Annotated in this window: 13 protein-coding genes; 6 read left to right on the plus strand and 7 right to left on the minus strand. The window is 57.5% G+C overall.

The window, feature by feature from the left end; all coding sequences use genetic code 11:
• Positions 1-3: 3 nt before the first annotated feature.
• Positions 4-1,065 (plus strand): FUSC family protein, encoded by a 1,062-nt coding sequence (locus PMYSY11_RS13935; RefSeq protein WP_150549546.1) that lies wholly within the window; start codon positions 4-6, stop codon positions 1,063-1,065.
• 88 nt (positions 1,066-1,153) lie between these two features.
• The gene (locus tag PMYSY11_RS13940) at positions 1,154-4,117 is read left to right on the plus strand and encodes an HD domain-containing phosphohydrolase (protein ID WP_150549547.1); all 2,964 of its coding nucleotides are present in this window, start codon (positions 1,154-1,156) and stop codon (positions 4,115-4,117) included.
• A 79-nt stretch (positions 4,118-4,196) separates the two neighbouring features.
• Here PMYSY11_RS13940 and PMYSY11_RS13945 read toward each other — a convergent pair whose 3' ends face one another.
• Complete coding sequence (locus PMYSY11_RS13945; RefSeq protein WP_069898985.1) at positions 4,197-4,538, minus strand: YggL family protein; 342 nt, start codon at positions 4,536-4,538, stop codon at positions 4,197-4,199.
• Between the two features lie 234 nt (positions 4,539-4,772).
• On the opposite strand from PMYSY11_RS13945, the gene dacB reads away from it, so the two are divergent.
• Positions 4,773-6,215, plus strand: coding sequence for a D-alanyl-D-alanine carboxypeptidase/D-alanyl-D-alanine endopeptidase (gene dacB, locus PMYSY11_RS13950; RefSeq protein ID WP_150549548.1), 1,443 nt, complete (start codon positions 4,773-4,775; stop codon positions 6,213-6,215).
• A gap of 90 nt (positions 6,216-6,305) precedes the next feature.
• Here the strand turns inward: dacB and rlmKL are convergent, their stop codons facing one another.
• A complete protein-coding gene (gene rlmKL, locus PMYSY11_RS13955; RefSeq protein ID WP_150549549.1) occupies positions 6,306-8,549 on the minus strand; it encodes a bifunctional 23S rRNA (guanine(2069)-N(7))-methyltransferase RlmK/23S rRNA (guanine(2445)-N(2))-methyltransferase RlmL in 2,244 nt (747 codons plus the stop codon).
• A gap of 426 nt (positions 8,550-8,975) precedes the next feature.
• Between rlmKL and rmf the strand changes: the two genes are divergently transcribed.
• A complete protein-coding gene (gene rmf / locus PMYSY11_RS13960) occupies positions 8,976-9,191 on the plus strand; it encodes a ribosome modulation factor (RefSeq protein ID WP_075723314.1) in 216 nt (71 codons plus the stop codon).
• Between the two features lie 149 nt (positions 9,192-9,340).
• Here rmf and PMYSY11_RS13965 read toward each other — a convergent pair whose 3' ends face one another.
• Positions 9,341-10,369 (minus strand): quinone-dependent dihydroorotate dehydrogenase, encoded by a 1,029-nt coding sequence (locus PMYSY11_RS13965; protein WP_069898989.1) that lies wholly within the window; start codon positions 10,367-10,369, stop codon positions 9,341-9,343.
• Between the two features lie 241 nt (positions 10,370-10,610).
• Positions 10,611-10,835 carry a DUF2835 family protein gene (locus PMYSY11_RS13970; RefSeq protein ID WP_150549550.1) on the minus strand — a complete coding sequence of 75 codons (225 nt, stop codon included), beginning with the start codon at positions 10,833-10,835 and terminating at the stop codon, positions 10,611-10,613.
• 124 nt (positions 10,836-10,959) lie between these two features.
• Here PMYSY11_RS13970 and PMYSY11_RS13975 point away from each other — a divergent pair, with 124 nt between their 5' ends.
• Positions 10,960-11,841, plus strand: coding sequence for a DUF6685 family protein (locus tag PMYSY11_RS13975; RefSeq protein WP_150549551.1), 882 nt, complete (start codon positions 10,960-10,962; stop codon positions 11,839-11,841).
• A gap of 145 nt (positions 11,842-11,986) precedes the next feature.
• Here the strand turns inward: PMYSY11_RS13975 and PMYSY11_RS13980 are convergent, their stop codons facing one another.
• Entirely contained in the window at positions 11,987-16,828 is a 4,842-nt protein-coding gene (locus tag PMYSY11_RS13980; RefSeq protein WP_150549552.1) for an NAD-glutamate dehydrogenase, read from the minus strand.
• Positions 16,829-17,131: 303 nt separating this feature from the next.
• Positions 17,132-17,461, minus strand: coding sequence for a DHCW motif cupin fold protein (locus PMYSY11_RS13985; protein ID WP_150549553.1), 330 nt, complete (start codon positions 17,459-17,461; stop codon positions 17,132-17,134).
• Between the two features lie 271 nt (positions 17,462-17,732).
• Between PMYSY11_RS13985 and PMYSY11_RS13990 the strand changes: the two genes are divergently transcribed.
• A complete protein-coding gene (locus tag PMYSY11_RS13990) occupies positions 17,733-18,977 on the plus strand; it encodes a cation:proton antiporter (protein WP_150549554.1) in 1,245 nt (414 codons plus the stop codon).
• Here PMYSY11_RS13990 and PMYSY11_RS13995 read toward each other — a convergent pair.
• Entirely contained in the window at positions 18,974-19,879 is a 906-nt protein-coding gene (locus tag PMYSY11_RS13995) for a GGDEF domain-containing protein (RefSeq protein ID WP_150549555.1), read from the minus strand. The genes PMYSY11_RS13990 and PMYSY11_RS13995 overlap by 4 nt on opposite strands.
• Between the last annotated feature and the right edge of the window lie 86 nt (positions 19,880-19,965).

The raw sequence follows: 19,965 nt of genomic DNA on the forward strand, positions 1-19,965 counted from the left end.
ATGATGAAAGCAGCGTTGCAAAAAGTACTCGGCTGGCACGCTGGCCCACCCGCGTGGGGCCCCGCAATCATTGCGGGCCTGGGCTGCGGATTGCCACTTCTGCTTGGGCTGTTCAGTGCGCATCCGGGGTTTCTCTGGGCAGCGCTAGGCGCATTCCAGGCTTCACAGGTCAATCCGATTCACCGGCTGGGCATGTTGCGCATGCTGCTGTTGATCAGCCTCGGGGCGTGGAGCGCAGGGCTGGGCTTATGGGCGGCCGCAGACCCGGTACTCAGCCTTTGCCTGTTCAGTGTTTTTGGTTTTTTGCTGGCCTGGCTGCAACGCTTTGGCACTGAAACCGGCAAGCTGGGCATCAGCCTGACCATCTGCCTGTGCATGGGCCAGGGCCAATATGGCCTGAGCAGCCTGAGCAACCCGTATGCCGTGGGCATGTTGTTCATTCTGGGCGGTTTGTGGGTGATGTTGTTGGCGTTCGGCCAACGCGGCCTGCACGGCATGCGGATGTGGCCCTACATGCCGCGCTTCATCAGCATACTCAAAGTGCTGTGGCGCAATGCCAAGCGCCAATCCGAATACCGCTGGCGCCTGCATGCACTGGCCTGCACCCTGGCATTTGGTCTCGCTGGCCTGAGCGTGAACCTGACCGGTATCAGCCACGGACACTGGATGACACTCGCCGTCCTTGGCACCCTGCCATTGAACTGGGCGACCGGTTTGCTCAACACGCTGCGCCCGCATTTCGTCACCCTGTGCAGCGCGATCCTGATTTTCCTTTTTGGCTACAGCCTGCACAACCCCGCGATCATGGTCGCCTCTGTACTGCCCTTGATCGTATTCTGCCGGGCCCTGCAAGCCCATGAATATGGGGCGTATGTACTGCAGATAGCCGTGTGCTTCTTGCTGCTGGCCGAAAGCCTGTCACGCGACTGGCAAATAGCCCCAACGCGACTCCTGAACAGCACCATTGGTGTGGTTATTTCCGTGGTGATTACCCTGCTCATATACGCCTGTGCGCACTGGCTGAGAGGTCGCAATACCCAAACGGGCACCTATAAGACTAAATAACACTTTGTGGTGATACGAAATCTTTCATAATTGCAAACAGCCACTATGCTGATTGCATGATTTCGCATCACTCAGGGAGTTATGGGCCATGCCCGATGCATCAAGGAATGCGCGCTACAGGTTTCCCCTTCATGTGCACATCAGTGTGTTATTCACCCTCTTACTCCTCAGCACCGGAATAGTTCTGGGGATCTACAACTACTACCAGACCAGCAAGATAATACTCAGCAACAGTGATGAGATGTTCGGACTGGTCAGCAATCAGGTGAATGCCGACCTCGATCACACCTACCGGCCAATCCGCAACCTCGTCGGCATGCTCGCGCTGGACATGCGCAACAAAGGCAAAGACCACCAAGAGCGCATGGCGCTGCTCCCAGTATTTGCCAAAGCGCTGCACGATAATCCCAAGCTGGCTTCGCTGTATCTCGGTTACGGCAATGGCGACTTCTTCATGGTTCGGCCGCTGCGAACCGATGCGCTGAAACAGCGTTTTGATGCGCCAGCCGAAGCGGTTTATCAAGTTTGGAGCATCAACCGGATCAACTCAGGCACAGCGGTTTCTGAATACCTGTTCTATAACGAAAACCTCGAGCAGTTGAGCACTCGGCAAAACCTCAAAGAAGCCTACAACCCAATTTCACGGCCGTGGTACAGCCATGCGCTGAATATCACAGGCCAGTACACCACGGCGCCGTATCTGTTTTTCTCCACTGGGGACGTCGGTATCACGGTTGCTCAGCACGCCGCCGATAACATCGTTATCAGTGCAGACATAACCCTCGCCAGCCTCTCGGCTACGCTGGCCTCACATAAGATTACGTCCTCCACTCAGGCGGTTATGTACAGCCCCGACGGGCTGGTGGTGGCTTATCCGGATGTCAGTCGTCTGACAAACCCTCAAGACCCGACCCAGCTCACACCCATTGCCAATCTGGCGCCGGTGCTCGCTGACTTCCAGAAAATGAAACTGGATAAAGACTTTGTCGGCGCCATGGAAATCAAAGGGCGTCGCTGGCAAGTCGCCTACCGCACGCTGCCAGCGGCCGGCCCGAACGGGCTGCGGTTGGCATTGCTGGCACCCGAAGATGAACTGCTCGCCGATGCTTACCGGATTCGCTGGCAAGGCGCAGTACTGACGATTGCAATTCTGCTGCTGTGCATCCCGATTGGCTGGCTGATGTCGCGCGTACTGGTGCGTCCGCTCAATGGTCTGGTCAATGAAGCCGAAGCGATTCGCCGGTTCAATTTCAGTCACCCGGCTACCGGTCGCTCGCCGGTGCTGGAAGTGGACGAGCTGGCGGTATCGATGGGCCGCATGAAAGACACCATTTTCAGTTTCCTCGAGATTACCGCCAGCCTCTCTGCCGAAACCCGCTTCGACAAGCTGCTTGAGCGCGTGCTTCAGGAAACGGTCGGTATCAGCCAGGCCCATGGCGGCGTCCTCTATCTGACCAATGCCGATGGCAGCAGCCTGCTGCCTTACGGAGTATTTCTCAACGGTCAGAAACAAGACGTCAATGAGCACCATATGCCGAGCTACAGCATGGACGGCGAAAACATGCCAACCTGGCTCAAAGAACCGGCGCTTGGCGGCAAAAGCAGCGCGGTGTCGATCGGCTTCGATCAGGCGGGCGAGTTCAAGGATCTGCTCACCACACTCGAGACGCCACGCGCACAAATGGTCGTCACCGGCCTGCACAATCGACAGGGTGCCACGGTCGGCACATTGCTTCTGCTGCACCGTGAAGATGGCATCAGCGCAGACCCGAATATTTTAAGCCCGGCGCGCGTCGCGTTCGTCGAAGCTGTCTCCGGGGTGGCGGCGTTATGCATCGAAAGCCAGCGCTTGCTTGAGCGGCAAAAGAATCTGCTCGACTCATTCATTCAGTTGATGGCCGGCGCAATCGACGCCAAGAGTCCCTACACCGGCGGCCACTGTCAGCGCGTACCGGAAATAACCCTCATGCTCGCCCGCGCCGCAGCGCAAAGCGATGCGCCGCCATTCAAGGACTACAACCCGACAGACGAAGAGTGGGAAGCTCTGCACATCGGCGCCTGGCTGCATGATTGCGGCAAAGTCACAACGCCTGAATACGTTGTCGATAAAGCCACCAAACTTGAGACTTTGTACGACCGCATTCATGAGGTGCGTTGTCGGTTCGAAATTCTCAAGCGCGATGCCTGGATCAGTTATTGGCAAAACTGCGCGCAAGGGGGTGATGCCACGAGCCTTGCCAGCACCCGGGATGCCTTGCTTGCTGAGCTCGATGAAGAGTTCGCCTTTGTCGCCAAGAGCAACCTCGGCGGAGAAGCAATGGCGGATGAAGACATCGCACGGCTCCGGCAGATTGGCCAACGCACCTGGCTGCGAACCCTGGATGACCGGCTTGGAGTTTCGTGGGAAGAGTCAAAACGTCAGGAACGCAGCCCGCCACCGACCTTGCCGGTACTCGAGCCATTGCTGGCAGACAAACCGGAGCACTTGTTCGAGCGCCCAGCCAGCGAGCTAATCGAGGAAGACAACCGCTGGGGCTTTCGCCTTGATGTACCGGCCTACAAATTCAACCGCGGTGAGTTGCATAACCTGGGGGTGACTCGCGGCACGCTGACGGCGGAAGAGCGTTACATCATCAACCACCACATCGTGCAGACCATCATCATGCTCGACCATCTGCCCTTCCCGCCACACCTGCAAAACGTCGCGGAAATTGCTGGCGGTCACCACGAAAAAATGGACGGCACGGGATACCCGAAACGCCTTAGCAAAGAGCAGATGAGCCTGCCTGCCCGGATGATGGCCATCGCCGATATTTTCGAGGCACTCACAGCAGTCGACCGACCTTACAAGAAAGGCAAGTTGCTGTCGGAGTCTTTGAATATCATGGCCGGCATGTGCCGGGGTGCACACATCGACACGGACTTGTTCGGTTTGTTTATCAGCAGCAGAGTTTACCGGCGTTATGCTGAGCGTTTCATGCAACCCGAGCAAATCGATACGGTAGATGAGTCGGCACTGTTGGCCAAGGCGGGATTCAGCGTGGAGTCATAAATGGCTTGGGCTAAGCTGGCAGGCAGCGATTACAGCCCACACAACCCGGCATTGCGCCGGGTTGCATAGAACTTGAGGATTACGCCTTGTTGATTGGCGTTTCCGGGTACCACACGTCAAGCAGCGGGCTGACGGTGAAATCGGTCAGCTCGCTACGGCCCTTGAGCCACGCTTCAACGCTGGCACGTTGCTCTTCGCTGACCGAGCCACGCTGGTCCAGGCAAACCAGACCGTAGTCATCGCCGCCGACGTAGCCCAGGTTGTTGGCTTCCATGGCTTCTGTCAAAAATTGCTCGAGGAATGTATCGATGACTTCTTCAGTCAGGTCTTCCTTGAAAGTCAGGTTGAGTTCGAAACCCAACTCCTGAAATTCATCTACGCAGAGTTTTTTACGCAGACGACGGGAACGGTTAGTAGCCATGAAACAATCCTCAAAAGTAATTACGCCCACTACTTTAACAGTTTAAGGCCGAACATGCCCGACTCTCGACTAGTCGCGGCCAGTGGCAATTAGCAATCATCAAAGAAATTCAACCGACGGACGCACATGCTTACAAATCCGTTGTAGCCTTGATGCATAATGCGAAGCAATTTTATGCCGCACCCGCAACCTCTCGACGCTTCATTTCAAATCACGCCCAGGGGGCGTTACTTCATGCTTAAAGCCCTGCGCCATTTGGCCATCGCCAGTTTCCTGATCCCCTTGACGCTGCCGCTCTCCGTTAGCGCTGCCTCTTACCTGCCGAGCAATGTCGAAAAATCCCTGAAAGCCAGCAAGGTCAGCCCGCAATCTTTATCCGTTGCGGTCGTTCCATTGAGCCGCGCGGGCGATAGCAATTTTTACAACGCCGATGTCTCGGTCAATCCGGCATCGACCATGAAAATCATCACCACTTATGCGGCGCTCGAACTGCTCGGGCCGACCTATCAGTGGCGCACAGACTTCTATGCCGACGGCCCGGTGCGCGGCGGCGTGCTCAATGGCAATCTCTACTTCAAGGGCGGTGGCGACCCGAAGCTCAACATGGAGAAACTCTGGCTGCTGCTGCGCGACCTGCGCGCCAACGGCGTAACCAAGGTGACCGGCGATCTGGTGCTCGATCGCGGCTACTTCAAACAGCCACAACTGCCCGCATTCAATGATGATGGCGGCGACAAGAACAAGCCGTATCTGGTGACCCCGGATTCACTGCTGGTCAACCTCAAGGCCGTGCGCGTTGTCACCCGCAACGATGGCGGCAAGATCAACGTTTCTATCGAACCACCGATTGCGACCATTCGCGTCGACAACCGGGTCAAAGCCCTCAAGGCCGCCAAATGCCCGGCCTGGCCTGAAGTGCGCCTGAATCCGGTGACCGAGTTCGATGGCACCACGCTGATTGTCGACGGCAAGCTGGCCGACGGTTGTAGCTCACAGGCCTACCTGTCGCTGCTCGATCACCCAAGCTATGCCGCTGGCGCAGTCCGCGCGATCTGGGCCGAACTGGGTGGCAGCATCCTCGGCAAAGACCGTCAGGGCAGTGTCCCGAGCAGCGCCAAATTGCTCGCGCGGGCCTATTCACCGGATTTGGTCGAGATCATTCGCGACATCAACAAATACAGCAACAACACCATGGCCCGTCAGTTGTTTCTCAGCATCGGCGCCAAGTACCGCACCCCTGCCGACGCCGATGATTCGATGGCAGCGCAGCGCGCCATTCGCAGCTGGCTGGCACGCAAAGGCATGACTGCCACGCAACTGGTAATGGAGAACGGCTCCGGTCTGTCGCGCGCCGAACGCGTGAGTGTGCGCGAGATGTCGAAGATTCTGCAGACTGCATGGAAGAGCCCCTACGCCGCAGAGTTCATCAGCTCGCTGCCGTTAACCGCAATGGACGGCACCATGCGCAAGCGTTTACGTCGCACACCGATGGAGGGTCAGGGCCACATCAAGACCGGCACCCTGAACAACGTCCGCGCTATTTCAGGCTTCAGCCGCGACAAGAACGGTGATTACTGGGCGGTCGTGGCGATTCTCAACGACCCTAAACCGTGGGGCGCATCCGCCGTACTCGACCAGGTACTGCTGGACGTCTACAAGAACCCCAGAACCAAGTAATCCGCAAGCAACAAAAAGCCCCGACAGTCTTTACGACTTCGGGGCTTTTTAATGCCTGAAACAACAGCGCCAGTCTCGCTGGCGCCAGGCTCAACCGCGCGCAGTAATACGCCAGGCGCGGTGAATCTTGCTGTTGCGGGCAAAGTCCGGATCCAGTGTCGAGGCGCTGATCTCCTCAACCGCATAACGCTCAGCCAGATTGTCATCCAGCTGGAATTTACGGAAGTTGTTCGAGAAATACAGCACACCGCCAGGCGCCAGTCGGGCCATGGCCAGATCAAGCATGGCCGCGTGATCGCGCTGGATATCGAAAATACCTTCCATGCGCTTGGAGTTGGAGAATGTCGGCGGATCAATAAAGATCAGCTCGTATTCGCCACGGTCTTCCGCCAACCACGCCATCACATCGCCCTGCTCAAGGCGGTTCTTGTCAGAGAAGCCGTTGAGCGAGAGATTGCGCCGTGCCCAATCGAGGTAGGTTTTCGACAAGTCCACGCTCGTGGTCGTACGAGCGCCGCCCTTGGCCGCATGCACGGTTGCCGTGGCTGTGTAGCAGAACAGGTTGAGGAAGCGCTTACCGGCAGCCTCACGTTGGATACGCATACGCAGCGGACGGTGATCGAGGAACAGACCGGTGTCGAGATAATCCGTCAGGTTGACCAGCAGCTTGACGCCGCCCTCGGTCACTTCCATGAACTGGCCCTGAGTGCTCTGGCGCTGATACTGCTTGGTGCCCGTCTGGCGCTCACGGCGTTTGACCACCACCTTGCTCTTGTCGATATTCAACGCCTGCGGAATAGCCGCCAGTGCATCGAACAAGCGCGCCGAGGCTTTTTCCGGATCAATCGAACGCGGCGCTGCATATTCCTGCACGTGAACCCAATCGCGGTACAGATCGACAGCCAATGCGTATTCCGGCATGTCGGCGTCATACAGGCGGTAGCATTCGATGCCTTCCTTGCGTGCCCACTTGCCAAGCTGCTTGAGGTTTTTCTGCAAGCGGTTGGCAAACATCTGCCCGCCTTCGCTCAAACGCGCCAACTCGACCGGCGCTTGCGCAGGGCTCGGTGCAGCCTTGCTGACCGGTGCTGGCGCTGCGGCCACTTCATTTTGCTCGCGTTCACGCTCGCGCTGCTCAGGGGAACGACGCTCGCCGGTTACAAACTGCTCGGGCTGAACCTTGATCAGCAACAGCTTGCACGGCAAGGCACCGTTCCAGAACGAATACTGCTTGTGGCTGCGAATGCCCATGCGCTTGCCCAGATCCGGCGCGCCGGTAAATACCGCCGCTTCCCAGCCCATGCACGCCTGACGCAGACGTTCGCCAAGATTCTGGTAGAGATACAACAGGCTGGCTTCATCGCCCAAACGCTCGCCGTAAGGCGGGTTGCTGATGATCAGGCCTTTCTGATTCTGATCCGGGCGCGGCTCAAACGTAGCGACCTCGCCCTGATACACCTTGACCCAGTCACTCAGACCGGCGCGATCAATGTTGTTGCGCGCCGGTTGGATCAGGCGCGGATCGGCCTCATAGCCGCGAATCCACAACGGTGGCTTGGCCAAGCCAGCAGCCGCGCGCGCCACGGCCTCGTCATGCACCTTGTTCCACAAGACCGGGATGTGGCCCAACCAGCGGCTGAAGCCCCACTTTTCACGATTGAGGTTGGGCGCGATATCGGCCGCGATCATCGCCGCCTCGACGAGGAAGGTGCCCACCCCGCACATCGGGTCAGCCAACGCGCCGCCTTCGGCAGCAATACGCGGCCAGCCAGCACGGATCAATACCGCCGCCGCGAGGTTTTCTTTCAGGGGCGCAGCACCTTGCTGCAGACGATAACCGCGCTGATGCAGGCTGTGACCAGACAAGTCGAGCGACAGCACCGCCTCGCCCCGGTCGAGGCGCAAATGCACGCGCAGATCCGGACTGATCTTGTCGACCGAAGGCCGGGTGCCGTCGCGCAAACGCAGCTTGTCGACGATCGCATCCTTGACCTTCAGCGCGCCGAAGTGGGTGTTGTCGATGCCGGAACCATTGCCGCTGAACTCAACCGCCAGGCTGCCATCGGACTCAAGGTGCTCGAACCAGTCCACCTCGAGCACGCCTTCGTAAAGGCTTTCGGCGTCCTTGACCGGAAAACGCTTGAGCACCAGCAGCACCCGGTTTGCCAGTCGTGACCACAAGCACAGCCGGAAAGCTGTCTCCATAGACGCGAAACCGCGCACCGCAGACGTCTGCTCGCGCGCGTCCTCCAACTCCAGCTCCCCCGCTTCATCAAGCAACAGGCCTTCAAGGCCTTTGGGACAGGTGAGAACTAGTTCGAATCGATCCGACATGGTAAATCCAGTGCCTCGTGAAATTAACGGCATGTTGAGTCAGTCAACACGGCCAAAATAAGTGACAAAACGTCACAGAGCGACACTTCGTCGGAATAAATATCATTCAACAGCCAGCGCATCCAGCGATGGCAAAACATCAGTATGGTCTGCGCAAAGCCAAGCGCCACAGGGACTTGGCTGCTAACCTTAATTTGTTAGGTCGACGCCTTATGGCCTAAACCTAATAATTGTTGCACGCTTATGACAAAACGATCATTCCCAGCGCAGCACGCATTGGTTAGAAATCTACACAGGCCGCATCGCAACGAAGCGGCTCAGGAGGCTCGTAACGCCGGCAGCGGACTCCAACGGCAGAACCATTACTGCCTGACCTCACGTCGAGGTCTACAGGACATTACAGTCAACAAACGAGGGCAACACCCTATGAGAAGACTTAAGCGTGATCCTTCAGAAAAAGCTTTTTTGCGCGGTTATCAATATGGCGTCCATGGTAAATCCAGAGAGCTCTGCCCATTCACCAATCCATCTGTCCGCCAAGCCTGGTTAAACGGCTGGCGCGAGGGCCGAGGCGACAACTGGGATGGTATGACCGGTACCGCCGGTATTCATCGACTCAACGAACTTCACGCTGTCGGCTAAACAGGACACGTCCGACTTCATCAAGCACGCCTCAATCAGGCGGCGGGCTTAGGCCCAGAGGGCTCCTTTAAGGAGCCCTTTTTATTGCCGCGGGAAAGGCAAAAATCACGGCCTCAGTCATGCAGGCCTGACGGCGAAAAAAGCCTGACTCAAGCCTTCTTGGGTAATCCTGCGATAGCGTCAACCGCTTCGCGAATCAGCGCCGGGCCTTTGTAAATGAAGCCTGAGTAAATCTGCACCAGGCTCGCGCCCGCGGCGATTTTCTCGGCGGCGTGTTTACCTTCGGTAATACCGCCAACGGCAATGATCGGCAAACGACCCGCCAACTCAGCAGCCAGAACCGAAACAATGTGCGTGCTCTTGTCACGCACCGGCGCACCCGACAAACCGCCCGCCTCATCGGCGTGATCAAGCCCTTTGACGCCCTCACGGCCCAGCGTGGTGTTGGTGGCGATGACCGCATCCATACCGGTTTCCACCAGCGCATTAGCCACTTGCACGGTTTCTTCATCGGTCATGTCCGGGGCAATCTTGATCGCCAGCGGCACACGTTTGCCATGCAATTGGGTGAGATCTTCCTGACGCAGCTGCAACGCTTCGAGCAACTGCTTGAGCGAGTCGCCAAACTGCAAGCTGCGCAGCCCCGGCGTGTTCGGCGAACTGACGTTGACCGTCACGTAGCTGGCATTGGCGTAGACCTTGTCCAGACAGATCAGGTAATCATCAACCGCGCGCTCAACCGGCGTGTCGAAATTCTTGCCGATATTGATTCCCAGCACGCCGCGGTACTTGGCCGCCTGCACGCGCTGCAACAAATGATCGACGCCGTGGTTGTTGAATCCCATGCGATTGATGATCGCCTCGGCTTCCGGCAAACGGAACAGTCGCGGTTTCGGATTCCCCGGCTGCGGACGCGGGGTCACAGTGCCGATTTCAACAAAACCGAAACCCAGTTGAGCAAAGCCATCAATTGCATCGCCATTTTTATCCAGCCCTGCCGCCAGCCCCACCGGGTTGGCAAACTCCAGGCCCATCACCTTGACCGGCAAGCTGGCTGGCGCCTTGTTGAACAGGCCATTGAGGCCCATACGGCCACCGGCCCCGATCAGGTCGATCGACAGCTCATGGGACGTCTCAGGGGATAATTTAAACAGCAGCTCGCGGGCCAGGGTATACATGGGCAGGCTTAGCTCGATAAGGGCGAATGAGTAAGACCCGCGATTATACAGCCCATGCGTTAGGCTCGCGAGGCATGTGCGGCATTGAGGCTGGATAAATTGCAGAAATCAGCAAGAATCAATCTGTAACGTCGCGCAAATGCCGGTATTGCGGGGAACGCAATCAATCCTGAGCGAAGCGTGTCAGGTCGTTTCGTCGCGTTTGGGCTGCTGTGAGTCAAGCGTAATGATCAGCTGAAAACTATGCTGGAGCGCGACGCAAACTAAGAAGTTGACCGGACTCGGTGAATTCCATGATAAAAGTCCCCTGCACACCCACATGGCCGATAAAGGGCCGCAAGTGATGGGCAGGGATACTCACAAGACGGCCGTCTCGACTTTTCAATTGAATACGATTGGCCTGACCTTGATAAACTAAACGTAATCGTTCGGCCGGCAGTGATACATCCAGCAGGAGCTTTGGCATGGAGACACTTTGCAAATGAATGCCCTTATTTTGCCATATCAAGCAGGTATAACCCGCAAGTAAGCATCACTGAAATTGCAATGTTGCCTACTGGCAGCCAAGTACCTGGAGTTCTTGCCCGACCATGTCTCACCCAGAAATACCGGTTTCCATCAGTATGCGCCTGAGTACGCTGGCCAGGAATTTTGGCCTCGGCGGCCGTGCAACGCGTCAACTGCTCGAACGGGCCAGCGCCCTCAAACTGCCCTTCGCGCCACTGGCCGCCCCCTCGCAAGCAATCCACCTGCAATCAGGCATGCAACTGCAGCGCTTGCTGGACCTGCCGCGCAGCGCACTTTCTGGCCCGGTGCAAGAAGACAAGGCACTGGCGCATGCCGCGCTGAGCAAACTGGTGACCCTGCAAGAACGCCTAGAAGAAAGCTTCGACCTGCGCAAACTGCACGGTTTCAGCGGCGCCAGCCCAAGCGGTGAGGACTACTTAAGTGTTGAAGCCTTTGCCGCCAGCGAAGCGTGCCGGCATGTGCGAATCATCAGCTACAAGGACTTTGTCCGCACCCTGAGCGTGGCCCTGCCGCGTTTTCTCGCTGGCGAGCCAATCGTGTTGCGCCAGACCAGTTGGAACGGCGACTGCCTGTACTGGGCGAGCGACGTGCATACCGAAGAGCTGGCCTGCGCCGTGGGCTACGCACGGGTGCGCCAACTTGAAACCAACCTGCCGGCGCAGATAAGCCGCTATACCTTGAACCGCGCCGCCGTCAAAGCCCTGGAAAAGGATTTTTACGTCTTCAACATGCCCGACGCCGCCTGGCAAGACAGCGCATTCATGAGCCTGCTGCTCGACACCGGCCTGCCCTATTCGCGCCTGTCGATGAACCGCACAGCCAGCGGCAATGAAGTGTTGCTGCTGCCCAAAAGCTCAAAAGAAGCCAATGCACTGGGCCAGGGTTTGTTGCTTGCGGGCGCACCCAATGTAACCGAGTACTTGTTGCCGCTGAGCGACGCCTGAAGCGAATCACCGGGCGTTAACCGTTTGCCGCGATTGCGGCTCAACCCCCGCGCTTAACACACAGCCTTACCTCCCCTGAATAAATCGCCAGCCATAAAAAACCCCGCATTCTCAGCGGGGTTTTCATGGAGCTTCACAGCAGCTGTTAGCTGCTTTGAGCCAAGTCGAGCAACTCGCGGTTGGCTACCGAGTACATCGCATAATCGGTACCGGTTGCCGCACGCAGCTCCGCCAGCATGACCTTCCAGCGATCGACCATACGGCGATGCTGCTCCAGCCACACGCCGACACGTTCCTCGATATCAACCGGGCCATCAGTCATCTGCAATACCGAGACGGTAATCGCACGCTGTTGAGTGTCCAGATCATCGCGGAACGCTTCACGCGCCAGTGCTTGCCAGTTGTTCTCGACCGGCAGGCCCGATATCTGCTGCAAATACCACGACAGCTCGAGCTTGTCGCCCACGGCAAAGTAAGCCACGGCCACATCGGAAGGCTCCTGCACCGTGACATCCGACGCTTCGATGATCGGCAGCAAGGTATACAGGTGACTGGTTCCCGCCACCACACGCGCCAGATCCTCCGGCACACCGGCCTCAACATAACCCTGGAAGCGGGCCAGCCACTGCTCGCGGGCCGGGCCTTCGAGCAATTCGTCGAGGCTCAATGCCAGCGCTGCAATGCGCGGTGCGAAGTGGGCAACATCACGGGCGGCGTCAATATCATTGCGACGGCTGCGCAAGAACCAACGCGTAGCACGACGGCCCAGACGCATCAGCTCGTCCATCATTTGCAGCTGCAAGTCTGCAGGCACTTTGTGATCCAGCGCCTCGATCTGCTGCCACCAGTGCGGCAAGCGGAATACGTCACGCACGATCACGTAAGCGCCGGCCACATTGGCCGCACTCATGCCCGTGGACTCCTTCAAGCGCTGCACGAAGGTGATGCCCATGTGGTTGACCAGATCGTTGGCAATCTGGGTGCTGACGATTTCACGCTTGAGGCGATGACGGCGCATCGACTCGCCAAACTTGTCGGCCAGCAACGGCGGGAATGCGGTTTCCATTTCGCGTGCGAGATACTCATCATCCGGCACGGTCGATTTCAGCAGCGATTCCTTGAGGTCGATTTTGCTGTACGAGATCAGCACCGACAGCTCCGGACGAGTCAGCCCCAAACCATTGGCAGTACGCTCGTTAAGCTCTTCGTCCGACGGCAGGAACTCCAACGCGCGGTCGAGCTTGCCGGCATTTTCCAGAGCCGCCATCAGGCGCTTGTACTCGCCCACACGATCGCGAACCCGGTACTGCGCCAACGACAGCGCCTGCACCTGCTTGTAGTTGTTGCCCAGCACCAGACTGCCGACAGCGTCGGTCATCTCGGCCAGCAGCTTGTTGCGCTGCTTGCCGGTCATGTCGCCTGCGGCCACGGTTTCATTGAGCAGGATCTTGATATTCACTTCGTGGTCGGAGCAGTCCACACCACCGGCGTTATCAATAAAGTCGGTGTTGCTGGAACCGCCATTCAGGCCGTACTCGACGCGCCCCAACTGCGTCATGCCGAGGTTACCGCCCTCGCCCACAACCCGGGCGCGCAATTCGCGACCGTCTACACGCAGGGTGTCGTTAGCCTTGTCGCCAACATCGGCGTGGCTCTCTTTGCTCGACTTGACGTAGGTACCGATACCGCCGTTCCAGATCAGGTCTACCGGTGCCTTGAGCAGCGCATTGAGCAATTCGGTCGGCGCCATCTTGTCGGCGCTGATGTCGAAACGCTGCTTCATTTCAGCGCTGATCGGGATGCTCTTGGCGCTGCGCAGGAAGATACCGCCGCCTTGCGAAATCAGCGCGGTATCGTAATCGGCCCAGCTCGAACGCGGCAGATCGAACAGACGCTGGCGCTCGACAAAGCTCTTCGCCGTGTCCGGATTCGGGTCAATGAAGATGTGCAGGTGGTTGAACGCCGCCACCAATTGCAGTTTGTCCGACAGCAACAAGCCGTTGCCGAATACGTCACCGGCCATGTCACCGATGCCGATAACGGTGGTCGGGTCTTCCTGCACATCAATGCCGTGTTCACGGAAGTGACGCTGCACCGACACCCAGGCGCCTTTGGCGGTAATGCCCATGCCTTTGTGGTCGTAACCGGCAGAGCCGCCCGAGGCAAAGGCGTCGCCCAGCCAGAAGTCGTATTCCGCCGCGATGCCGTTGGCGATGTCCGAGAATGTGGCCGTGCCTTTGTCGGCTGCGACCACCAGATACGGGTCATCTTCGTCGTGACGGACCACGTTCGACGGCGGAACCACTTCACCCTCTTTGAGGTTGTCGGTGATGTCCAGCAAGCCGCTGATGAAGATGCGATAGCAAGCGATCGCCTCGGCCTGAATCTCGTCTCGCGTGCCGCCGGCTGGCAAACGACGCGGTACGAAACCACCTTTGGCGCCGACCGGCACGATAACCGCGTTTTTCACCTGCTGAGCCTTAACCAGGCCCAGGACTTCTGTGCGGAAATCTTCCTCACGGTCAGACCAGCGCAAACCGCCACGGGCAACCTTGCCGCCACGCAGGTGCACGCCCTCAACGCGAGGCGAATAGACGAACACCTCGAACATCGGCACCGGCTTGGGAATTTCCGGAATCAGACGCGGATTGAACTTGAAGCTGAAATACGACTTGTTGTGACCGCTGGCATCCGGCTGATAGAAGTTGGTGCGCAGCGTGGCCTTGATCAGATCAAGGTAGCGCCGCAGGATGCGGTCTTCGTTGAGCACGGCAACGTTATCCAGCGCGCTGGTAATCGCCTGCTCAAGCTTTTGTTGCTTGTCTTCAAGGTCTTCAACGGTAAGTTTGCGGGCCAGATAGAAACGGGTACGGAACAGGCGCACCAGCTCTTTGGCAATGTCGGCGTGATTAACCAGCGTTGCCGCCACATAGCTCAGCGAGAAGCCCAGACGAATCTGCTTCTGATAACGCGCAAAGGCGCGCAGGAAAGCCACTTCGCGCCACGGCATCGCCGCCATCAACACCAGTCGGTTGAAGGCATCGTTTTCGGCGTTGCCGCTGACGATATTGACGAAGGCATCTTGCAGGGTGTCGTTAAGCTGCTGGATATCGACATCCAGGCCTTCGGCATAGGTGAAGGCAAAGTCGTGAATCCAGAACTCGCGGCCATTCTTCTGGCGCAGGCGATATGGGAATTCACCAAGTACGCGCAACCCGAGGTTTTCCAGAATCGGCAACACGTCAGACAGCGGCAGCGGCGTATCGGCGTGATACAGCTTGCAGTGCAGCAGGTTGTCGCCCTGCGCCAGCGGCTGATAGAAACTCATTACCAGCGGACGCTCGGCATTCAGGCTGAGCAAATGCTGCATGTCGACCACGGCCGAATGCGGCGCAAAACGCTCGCGATAGCCTGCCGGGAAACCACTCGGGAACTCGGCCAGCACGTTGGTGCCATGCGCTTCACCGAAGCTCTCAACGACCAGACTGGCAAAGTCATCCTTCCAGGAACGGCAGGCCTGAATCACTTCTTTTTCAAGCTGCGCGGTGTCGATCTGGGTTTTGTTCTTCGGGTCTACCCGCAGAATGAACTGCACGCGAGCCAGTACCGACTCGGAGAAGAAGGTCCAGAACTCGCAGTCGGTAGCCTGCAAACGCTCCATGAGCACTTGTTCGATTTTTTGCCGGGTCTCGGTCGAGTAAACATCACGCGGGACATACGCCAGGCAGTAGCAGAAGCGCCCGTAGGGATCGCGGCGAAGGAATACGCGAATCTTGTTGCGCTCCTGAATTTGCACGATGGACAGCGCGGTGTTGAACAGCTCTTCAGCGGGGGTCTGGAACAGGTCGTCACGCGGCAGGACTTCGAGTACCTGCGCCAGCTCCTTGCCCAGATGCGCACGGCTGGCGAAGCCCGAACGCTGCTCGATAATCGCAACTTTGCGGCGGATAAACGGAATATCCCAGACGCTCTCGGCGTAAACGGCCGAGGTATAGAGGCCCATGAAACGGCACTCTTTAACTACGTTGCCTTTGCTGTCGAGTTCGCGAATCGAAACAAAGTCAGGGTACGCCGGACGATGCACACGGCTTGGAATCGCCGCTTTGGCGAACGACAGCAACTGCGGTTCACGCAAGTAAGCCAGCGCTTGTGGCTCGATGTGCAGATCTTCCGGCTTAAGGCCGGCGCGCAGCGTCTTGGAAAGGCCGAGCAGGGATTTTTCGTCATAGATGATGTGGCCGCCATCAGCCGCATCCGCAACGGTGAACTCCTCGTAACCGAGGAAGGTGAAATGGTCGTCCAGCAACCACTGCATGAACACCTTGATTTCATCCAGCTCAGCGGCATCGACCTTAAGCTTGGCTTTGCCCAGCCAGGCGTGCAGCTCTTGCGCCTTGTTGCGCATTGGCTGGAAGTCAGAAACGCTCAGGCGAACATCCTTGAATACGTCGAGAATGGCCTTTTCCAGCGTGCGCATTTCGCCAGCACTGGCGCAGCGGTCGATCTCGAGAAACATCAGTGCTTCTTCGCTGATGTCCTCACCAGTTGTACCCTTGGGCAGAATTTCCAGCAGATCGCCCTTCTTGTCGCGGCGTACGCTGAACACACTGTTCTGCAGGGTATGAATGTTGTAGCCGCGACGGTTGAGCTCCATGCGAGCCGAATCAACCAGGAAGGGACTGTCCGCATGCAGCACTTCAACCGCGGTGTGGGTCGATTGCCAGCCATGCTTTTCGTAATCGGGATTGAATACTCGAACTTCGGGTTTGCTCGGATCAAAACGCTCCAGCATGCGTCGGGAAGAAAGGGTGCAACCGACCAGATCTGATAATCGACGCTGGGTAAGCTCTTCGAGCGCGATGATGCCGAAAAATTGCTCGGCGAACAGTGCCATTTGCGGCAGGTCCTGCTCGCTCACGTGCTGCGCCAGTGCCGCTTGCAGTTGGTGCTGGAAATCGGCTTTGCTGGCCGCCGTAAAGAACGCCATGGGTTGTGCTCCGTTTGGCTTTAAATTCAACTAAGGCAGTTGCGAGTCGTGACTAAGGACTGAAGTTCCTAACAACATTAGTCTACGAGGCGGCGATTGCATTCCAATTGCAGCCTCTCATAGGTATGGCGCTGTCTGCGACTCGCTGGTCACATTTGCCCGTTGAGCTTAACGATGGAAGCCCCGGTGGCGCTTGTCGCGCTGCGACATTTTCGTTCAAGAAGCGGGAAAGCTGGGTTTTTGTTGGGCATATCCCAACCTAGGCCTGAGAAGTGACAGCAGATATAACCCGCGGTTTGGATATTAATCGACAATGAACAAGCGAGCGCCGCTGTGGGTCGAAGAACGGTGTGCTTCGCCGTTATGGCTGACTTGATAGCTCATGCCGGGGCTGAGGATGAACTGGCGGCCATCGTCCAACTCAGTGATCAACTCACCTTCCAGGCACAACAGGATATGGCCCCGTGTACACCAGTGATCCGCCAGATAACCGGCGCTGTATTCAACCATGCGCACGCGGGTCGAACCAAACAGGCAAGTCCGCCAAAAGGCACTGCCGCTTGCGCCTGCATGCTCGACCGGCTCAATTTTCGCCCAATCGGTAACGCCGAAAGAAAAGCCACTGAGATCCATAATTGCCCCAAAGTTGGTTTGATCGCTCGACAGTAACCGCTAGGCTGCTAGCCAGACAGATACAGATGGGCAGGATTACTTCGATACGCCACGTGCCTGGTAGACCCGCTCGTCCCACGTTGCCGAGTACAAGCGGCTGCCTTGAGCGGAGCAGTTGATGCGACTCAGGCCTGCTCAGATATCGATTAGCCGGCAACACTGCTTTTTTGCTGCTGTGATGCGCCAAGGCGCCGTTCAAAGTAAAAGCCCCACACAAGGACCCTCCTCGCTAATGCTGGACATAATCGCCGCGTTTCTTTGCATCACCGCACTGCTGGCCTATCTGAACCGCCGGTATGTAGGCCTGCCGCCAACCATTGGGGTGATGGCCATTGCACTGGTGCTCTCGCTGCTGAACATGGCATTGGACAAGCTCGGGTTTCACGCCCTGCACACCTATGAGCAATCGTTGCTGAAGTCCATCGACTTCTCCGAGTTGTTGATGCAGGGCATGCTGTCGCTGCTGCTGTTCGCGGGCGCGCTGCATATCAACTTGTCGCATTTGCGCGCCTTTCGTTGGCAAATTGCCTCACTGGCGGTTGTCGGCACGACCTTGTCGACCCTGTTTATCGGGTATGCGCTTTGGTACTTGCTGGCACTGACCGATCTCGATTTGCCGCTGGTCTACTGCTTGGTCTTCGGCGCGTTAATATCGCCCACAGACCCGATTGCAGTTCAGGGCATTCTCAAGTCAGCCGGTGCTCCCGAGAGTGTCGAGCTGGTAATTTCGGGCGAATCTCTGTTTAACGACGGCGTCGGCGTGGTGCTGTTTTCGCTGATTCTGGCCATGATCGCCAGTGGCAACAGCCCAACCGTTCTGGGCGCATCAGAGCTGTTGCTCAAGGAAGCCGGCGGCGGTGCGTTGCTGGGGGCCGTATTTGGCTTTGTCGTCTATCGAATGCTCAAGAGCATCGACAGCTACCACGAAGAAGTCCTGATTACTCTGGCGTCCGTGCTCGGCGGCTATGCACTTGCGACCCACCTGCATGTCTCCGGGCCGCTGGCGATGGTGGTAATGGGCTTGATCGTGGGTAATCAGGGGCGCTCACATGCGATGTCGGAGCAGACCGAGAAGAACGTCGACATGTTCTGGGAATTGCTCGACGAAATTCTCAACGCCGTGTTGTTCGTCATCATTGGCCTGGAAGTGGTCTTGATTCATTTTTCCAACGCACTGCTGGCAACAGGCCTGATGGTTATCGTGCTGACCCTGGTATCGAGACTGCTGACCGTTGGTGCGCCGATTGCGCTGCTGGGTGAACGCTTCCGGCTGCCCAAAGGCTCATGGAGCGTGATCACGTGGGGAGGCCTGCGCGGCGGGATATCGGTCGCTCTGGCGTTGTCGCTGCCACACGGCGATGCCCGCGACATCGTCGTTTCGCTGACCTATCTGGTGGTGGTGTTTTCTATCTTGGTCCAGGGCATGACAATCGGCAAACTGGTCAAACGCGTGATCCCCTGCAGAGACAAGAGTTAGTCCGCAAAGACCACCCGGTCTTTACCCAGTCGCTTGGCATCATACAAGGCGGCATCGGCCCGCTTTAGCGTGTCTTCATATGAACCGTCGGCCGGTAGCATTATTGTCACGCCAACACTTGATGTAGCGGTGCTGGCACCGACCGAAAAGCGGCTCAATTTCTCGGCGAAACTCTGGTGCAGGCGTTCGGCAAATTGCGAGGCTTGCTCATGCCCGGTGTTGGGCAGCGCGATGACAAACTCATCGCCGCCAAACCGGCAGGCGGTGTCGTTTTGGCGCAAGTGTGATCTGCACATATCGGCCACAGCCATGATCATGTCATCGCCAACATGGTGACCAAACGCATCGTTGACCTGCTTCAGGTTGTCCAGATCGAACATCAGAACAGCTGTCGGTACACGATGACGAACAAAGTTCTGATAGTGACCGGACAAATCACGCTCAAGCTTACGACGGTTATACAGGCCGGTAAGCTGATCGGTATCGCTCAGCTCTCGCAGCCTGACCTCCAACTGGTGGCGCTCGGAGATATTACTGGCGACCCAAAGCACCACATCTTCATCGTCGACCTGAAAGTCCAACGCCTGAATTCGCCCTTCAAACCAAATCGGCTCTACAGGTCCCTCATCAGACAACCCTTTAACGTCCCTGTTGCTTAGTTCGTACTCCTCAACCAGTAACTTCCCAGTCGCCAGCGCCCGATCAATTTGCCCGAGAAACCAGTTGGCTTTTTCGGTTTTGACCAGATCAGTGATGGTCAAACCGACCAGCCCGCTGCCGTCGTGGTAATAACGCGTGTCACGGCCACCAAAAACCGCGACATATTTACCGCTGCGCGAGAGGATAAAAGCAGGGTCTGGCAAAGCCTCCAATACCGAGGCCATCATTTCGACGTTGATCATTTAATGCATCTTCGGGTGTGCTGCTGACGAGTGACCAGCACTCAGAACGGAAATTCATATGCCGCCAGGCCATAAATTTCAAAATA

This window comes from Pseudomonas marincola, from assembly GCF_900682675.2.
GTDB lineage: Bacteria > Pseudomonadota > Gammaproteobacteria > Pseudomonadales > Pseudomonadaceae > Aquipseudomonas > Aquipseudomonas marincola.

Excerpts from the sequence above, each read along its gene's own strand:
- PMYSY11_RS13995 (WP_150549555.1), bottom strand. The coding sequence starts at position 19,879 with ATGATCAACGTCGAAATGATGGCCTCGGTATTGGAGGCTTTGCCAGAC.
- PMYSY11_RS13965 (WP_069898989.1), bottom strand. The coding sequence starts at position 10,369 with ATGTATACCCTGGCCCGCGAGCTGCTGTTTAAATTATCCCCTGAGACG.
- dacB (WP_150549548.1), top strand. The coding sequence starts at position 4,773 with ATGCTTAAAGCCCTGCGCCATTTGGCCATCGCCAGTTTCCTGATCCCC.
- PMYSY11_RS13935 (WP_150549546.1), top strand. The coding sequence starts at position 4 with ATGAAAGCAGCGTTGCAAAAAGTACTCGGCTGGCACGCTGGCCCACCC.
- PMYSY11_RS13940 (WP_150549547.1), top strand. The coding sequence starts at position 1,154 with ATGCCCGATGCATCAAGGAATGCGCGCTACAGGTTTCCCCTTCATGTG.
- PMYSY11_RS13975 (WP_150549551.1), top strand. The coding sequence starts at position 10,960 with ATGTCTCACCCAGAAATACCGGTTTCCATCAGTATGCGCCTGAGTACG.
- rmf (WP_075723314.1), top strand. The coding sequence starts at position 8,976 with ATGAGAAGACTTAAGCGTGATCCTTCAGAAAAAGCTTTTTTGCGCGGT.
- PMYSY11_RS13970 (WP_150549550.1), bottom strand. The coding sequence starts at position 10,835 with ATGCCAAAGCTCCTGCTGGATGTATCACTGCCGGCCGAACGATTACGT.
- PMYSY11_RS13945 (WP_069898985.1), bottom strand. The coding sequence starts at position 4,538 with ATGGCTACTAACCGTTCCCGTCGTCTGCGTAAAAAACTCTGCGTAGAT.
- PMYSY11_RS13990 (WP_150549554.1), top strand. The coding sequence starts at position 17,733 with ATGCTGGACATAATCGCCGCGTTTCTTTGCATCACCGCACTGCTGGCC.
- PMYSY11_RS13985 (WP_150549553.1), bottom strand. The coding sequence starts at position 17,461 with ATGGATCTCAGTGGCTTTTCTTTCGGCGTTACCGATTGGGCGAAAATT.
- PMYSY11_RS13980 (WP_150549552.1), bottom strand. The coding sequence starts at position 16,828 with ATGGCGTTCTTTACGGCGGCCAGCAAAGCCGATTTCCAGCACCAACTG.
- rlmKL (WP_150549549.1), bottom strand. The coding sequence starts at position 8,549 with ATGTCGGATCGATTCGAACTAGTTCTCACCTGTCCCAAAGGCCTTGAA.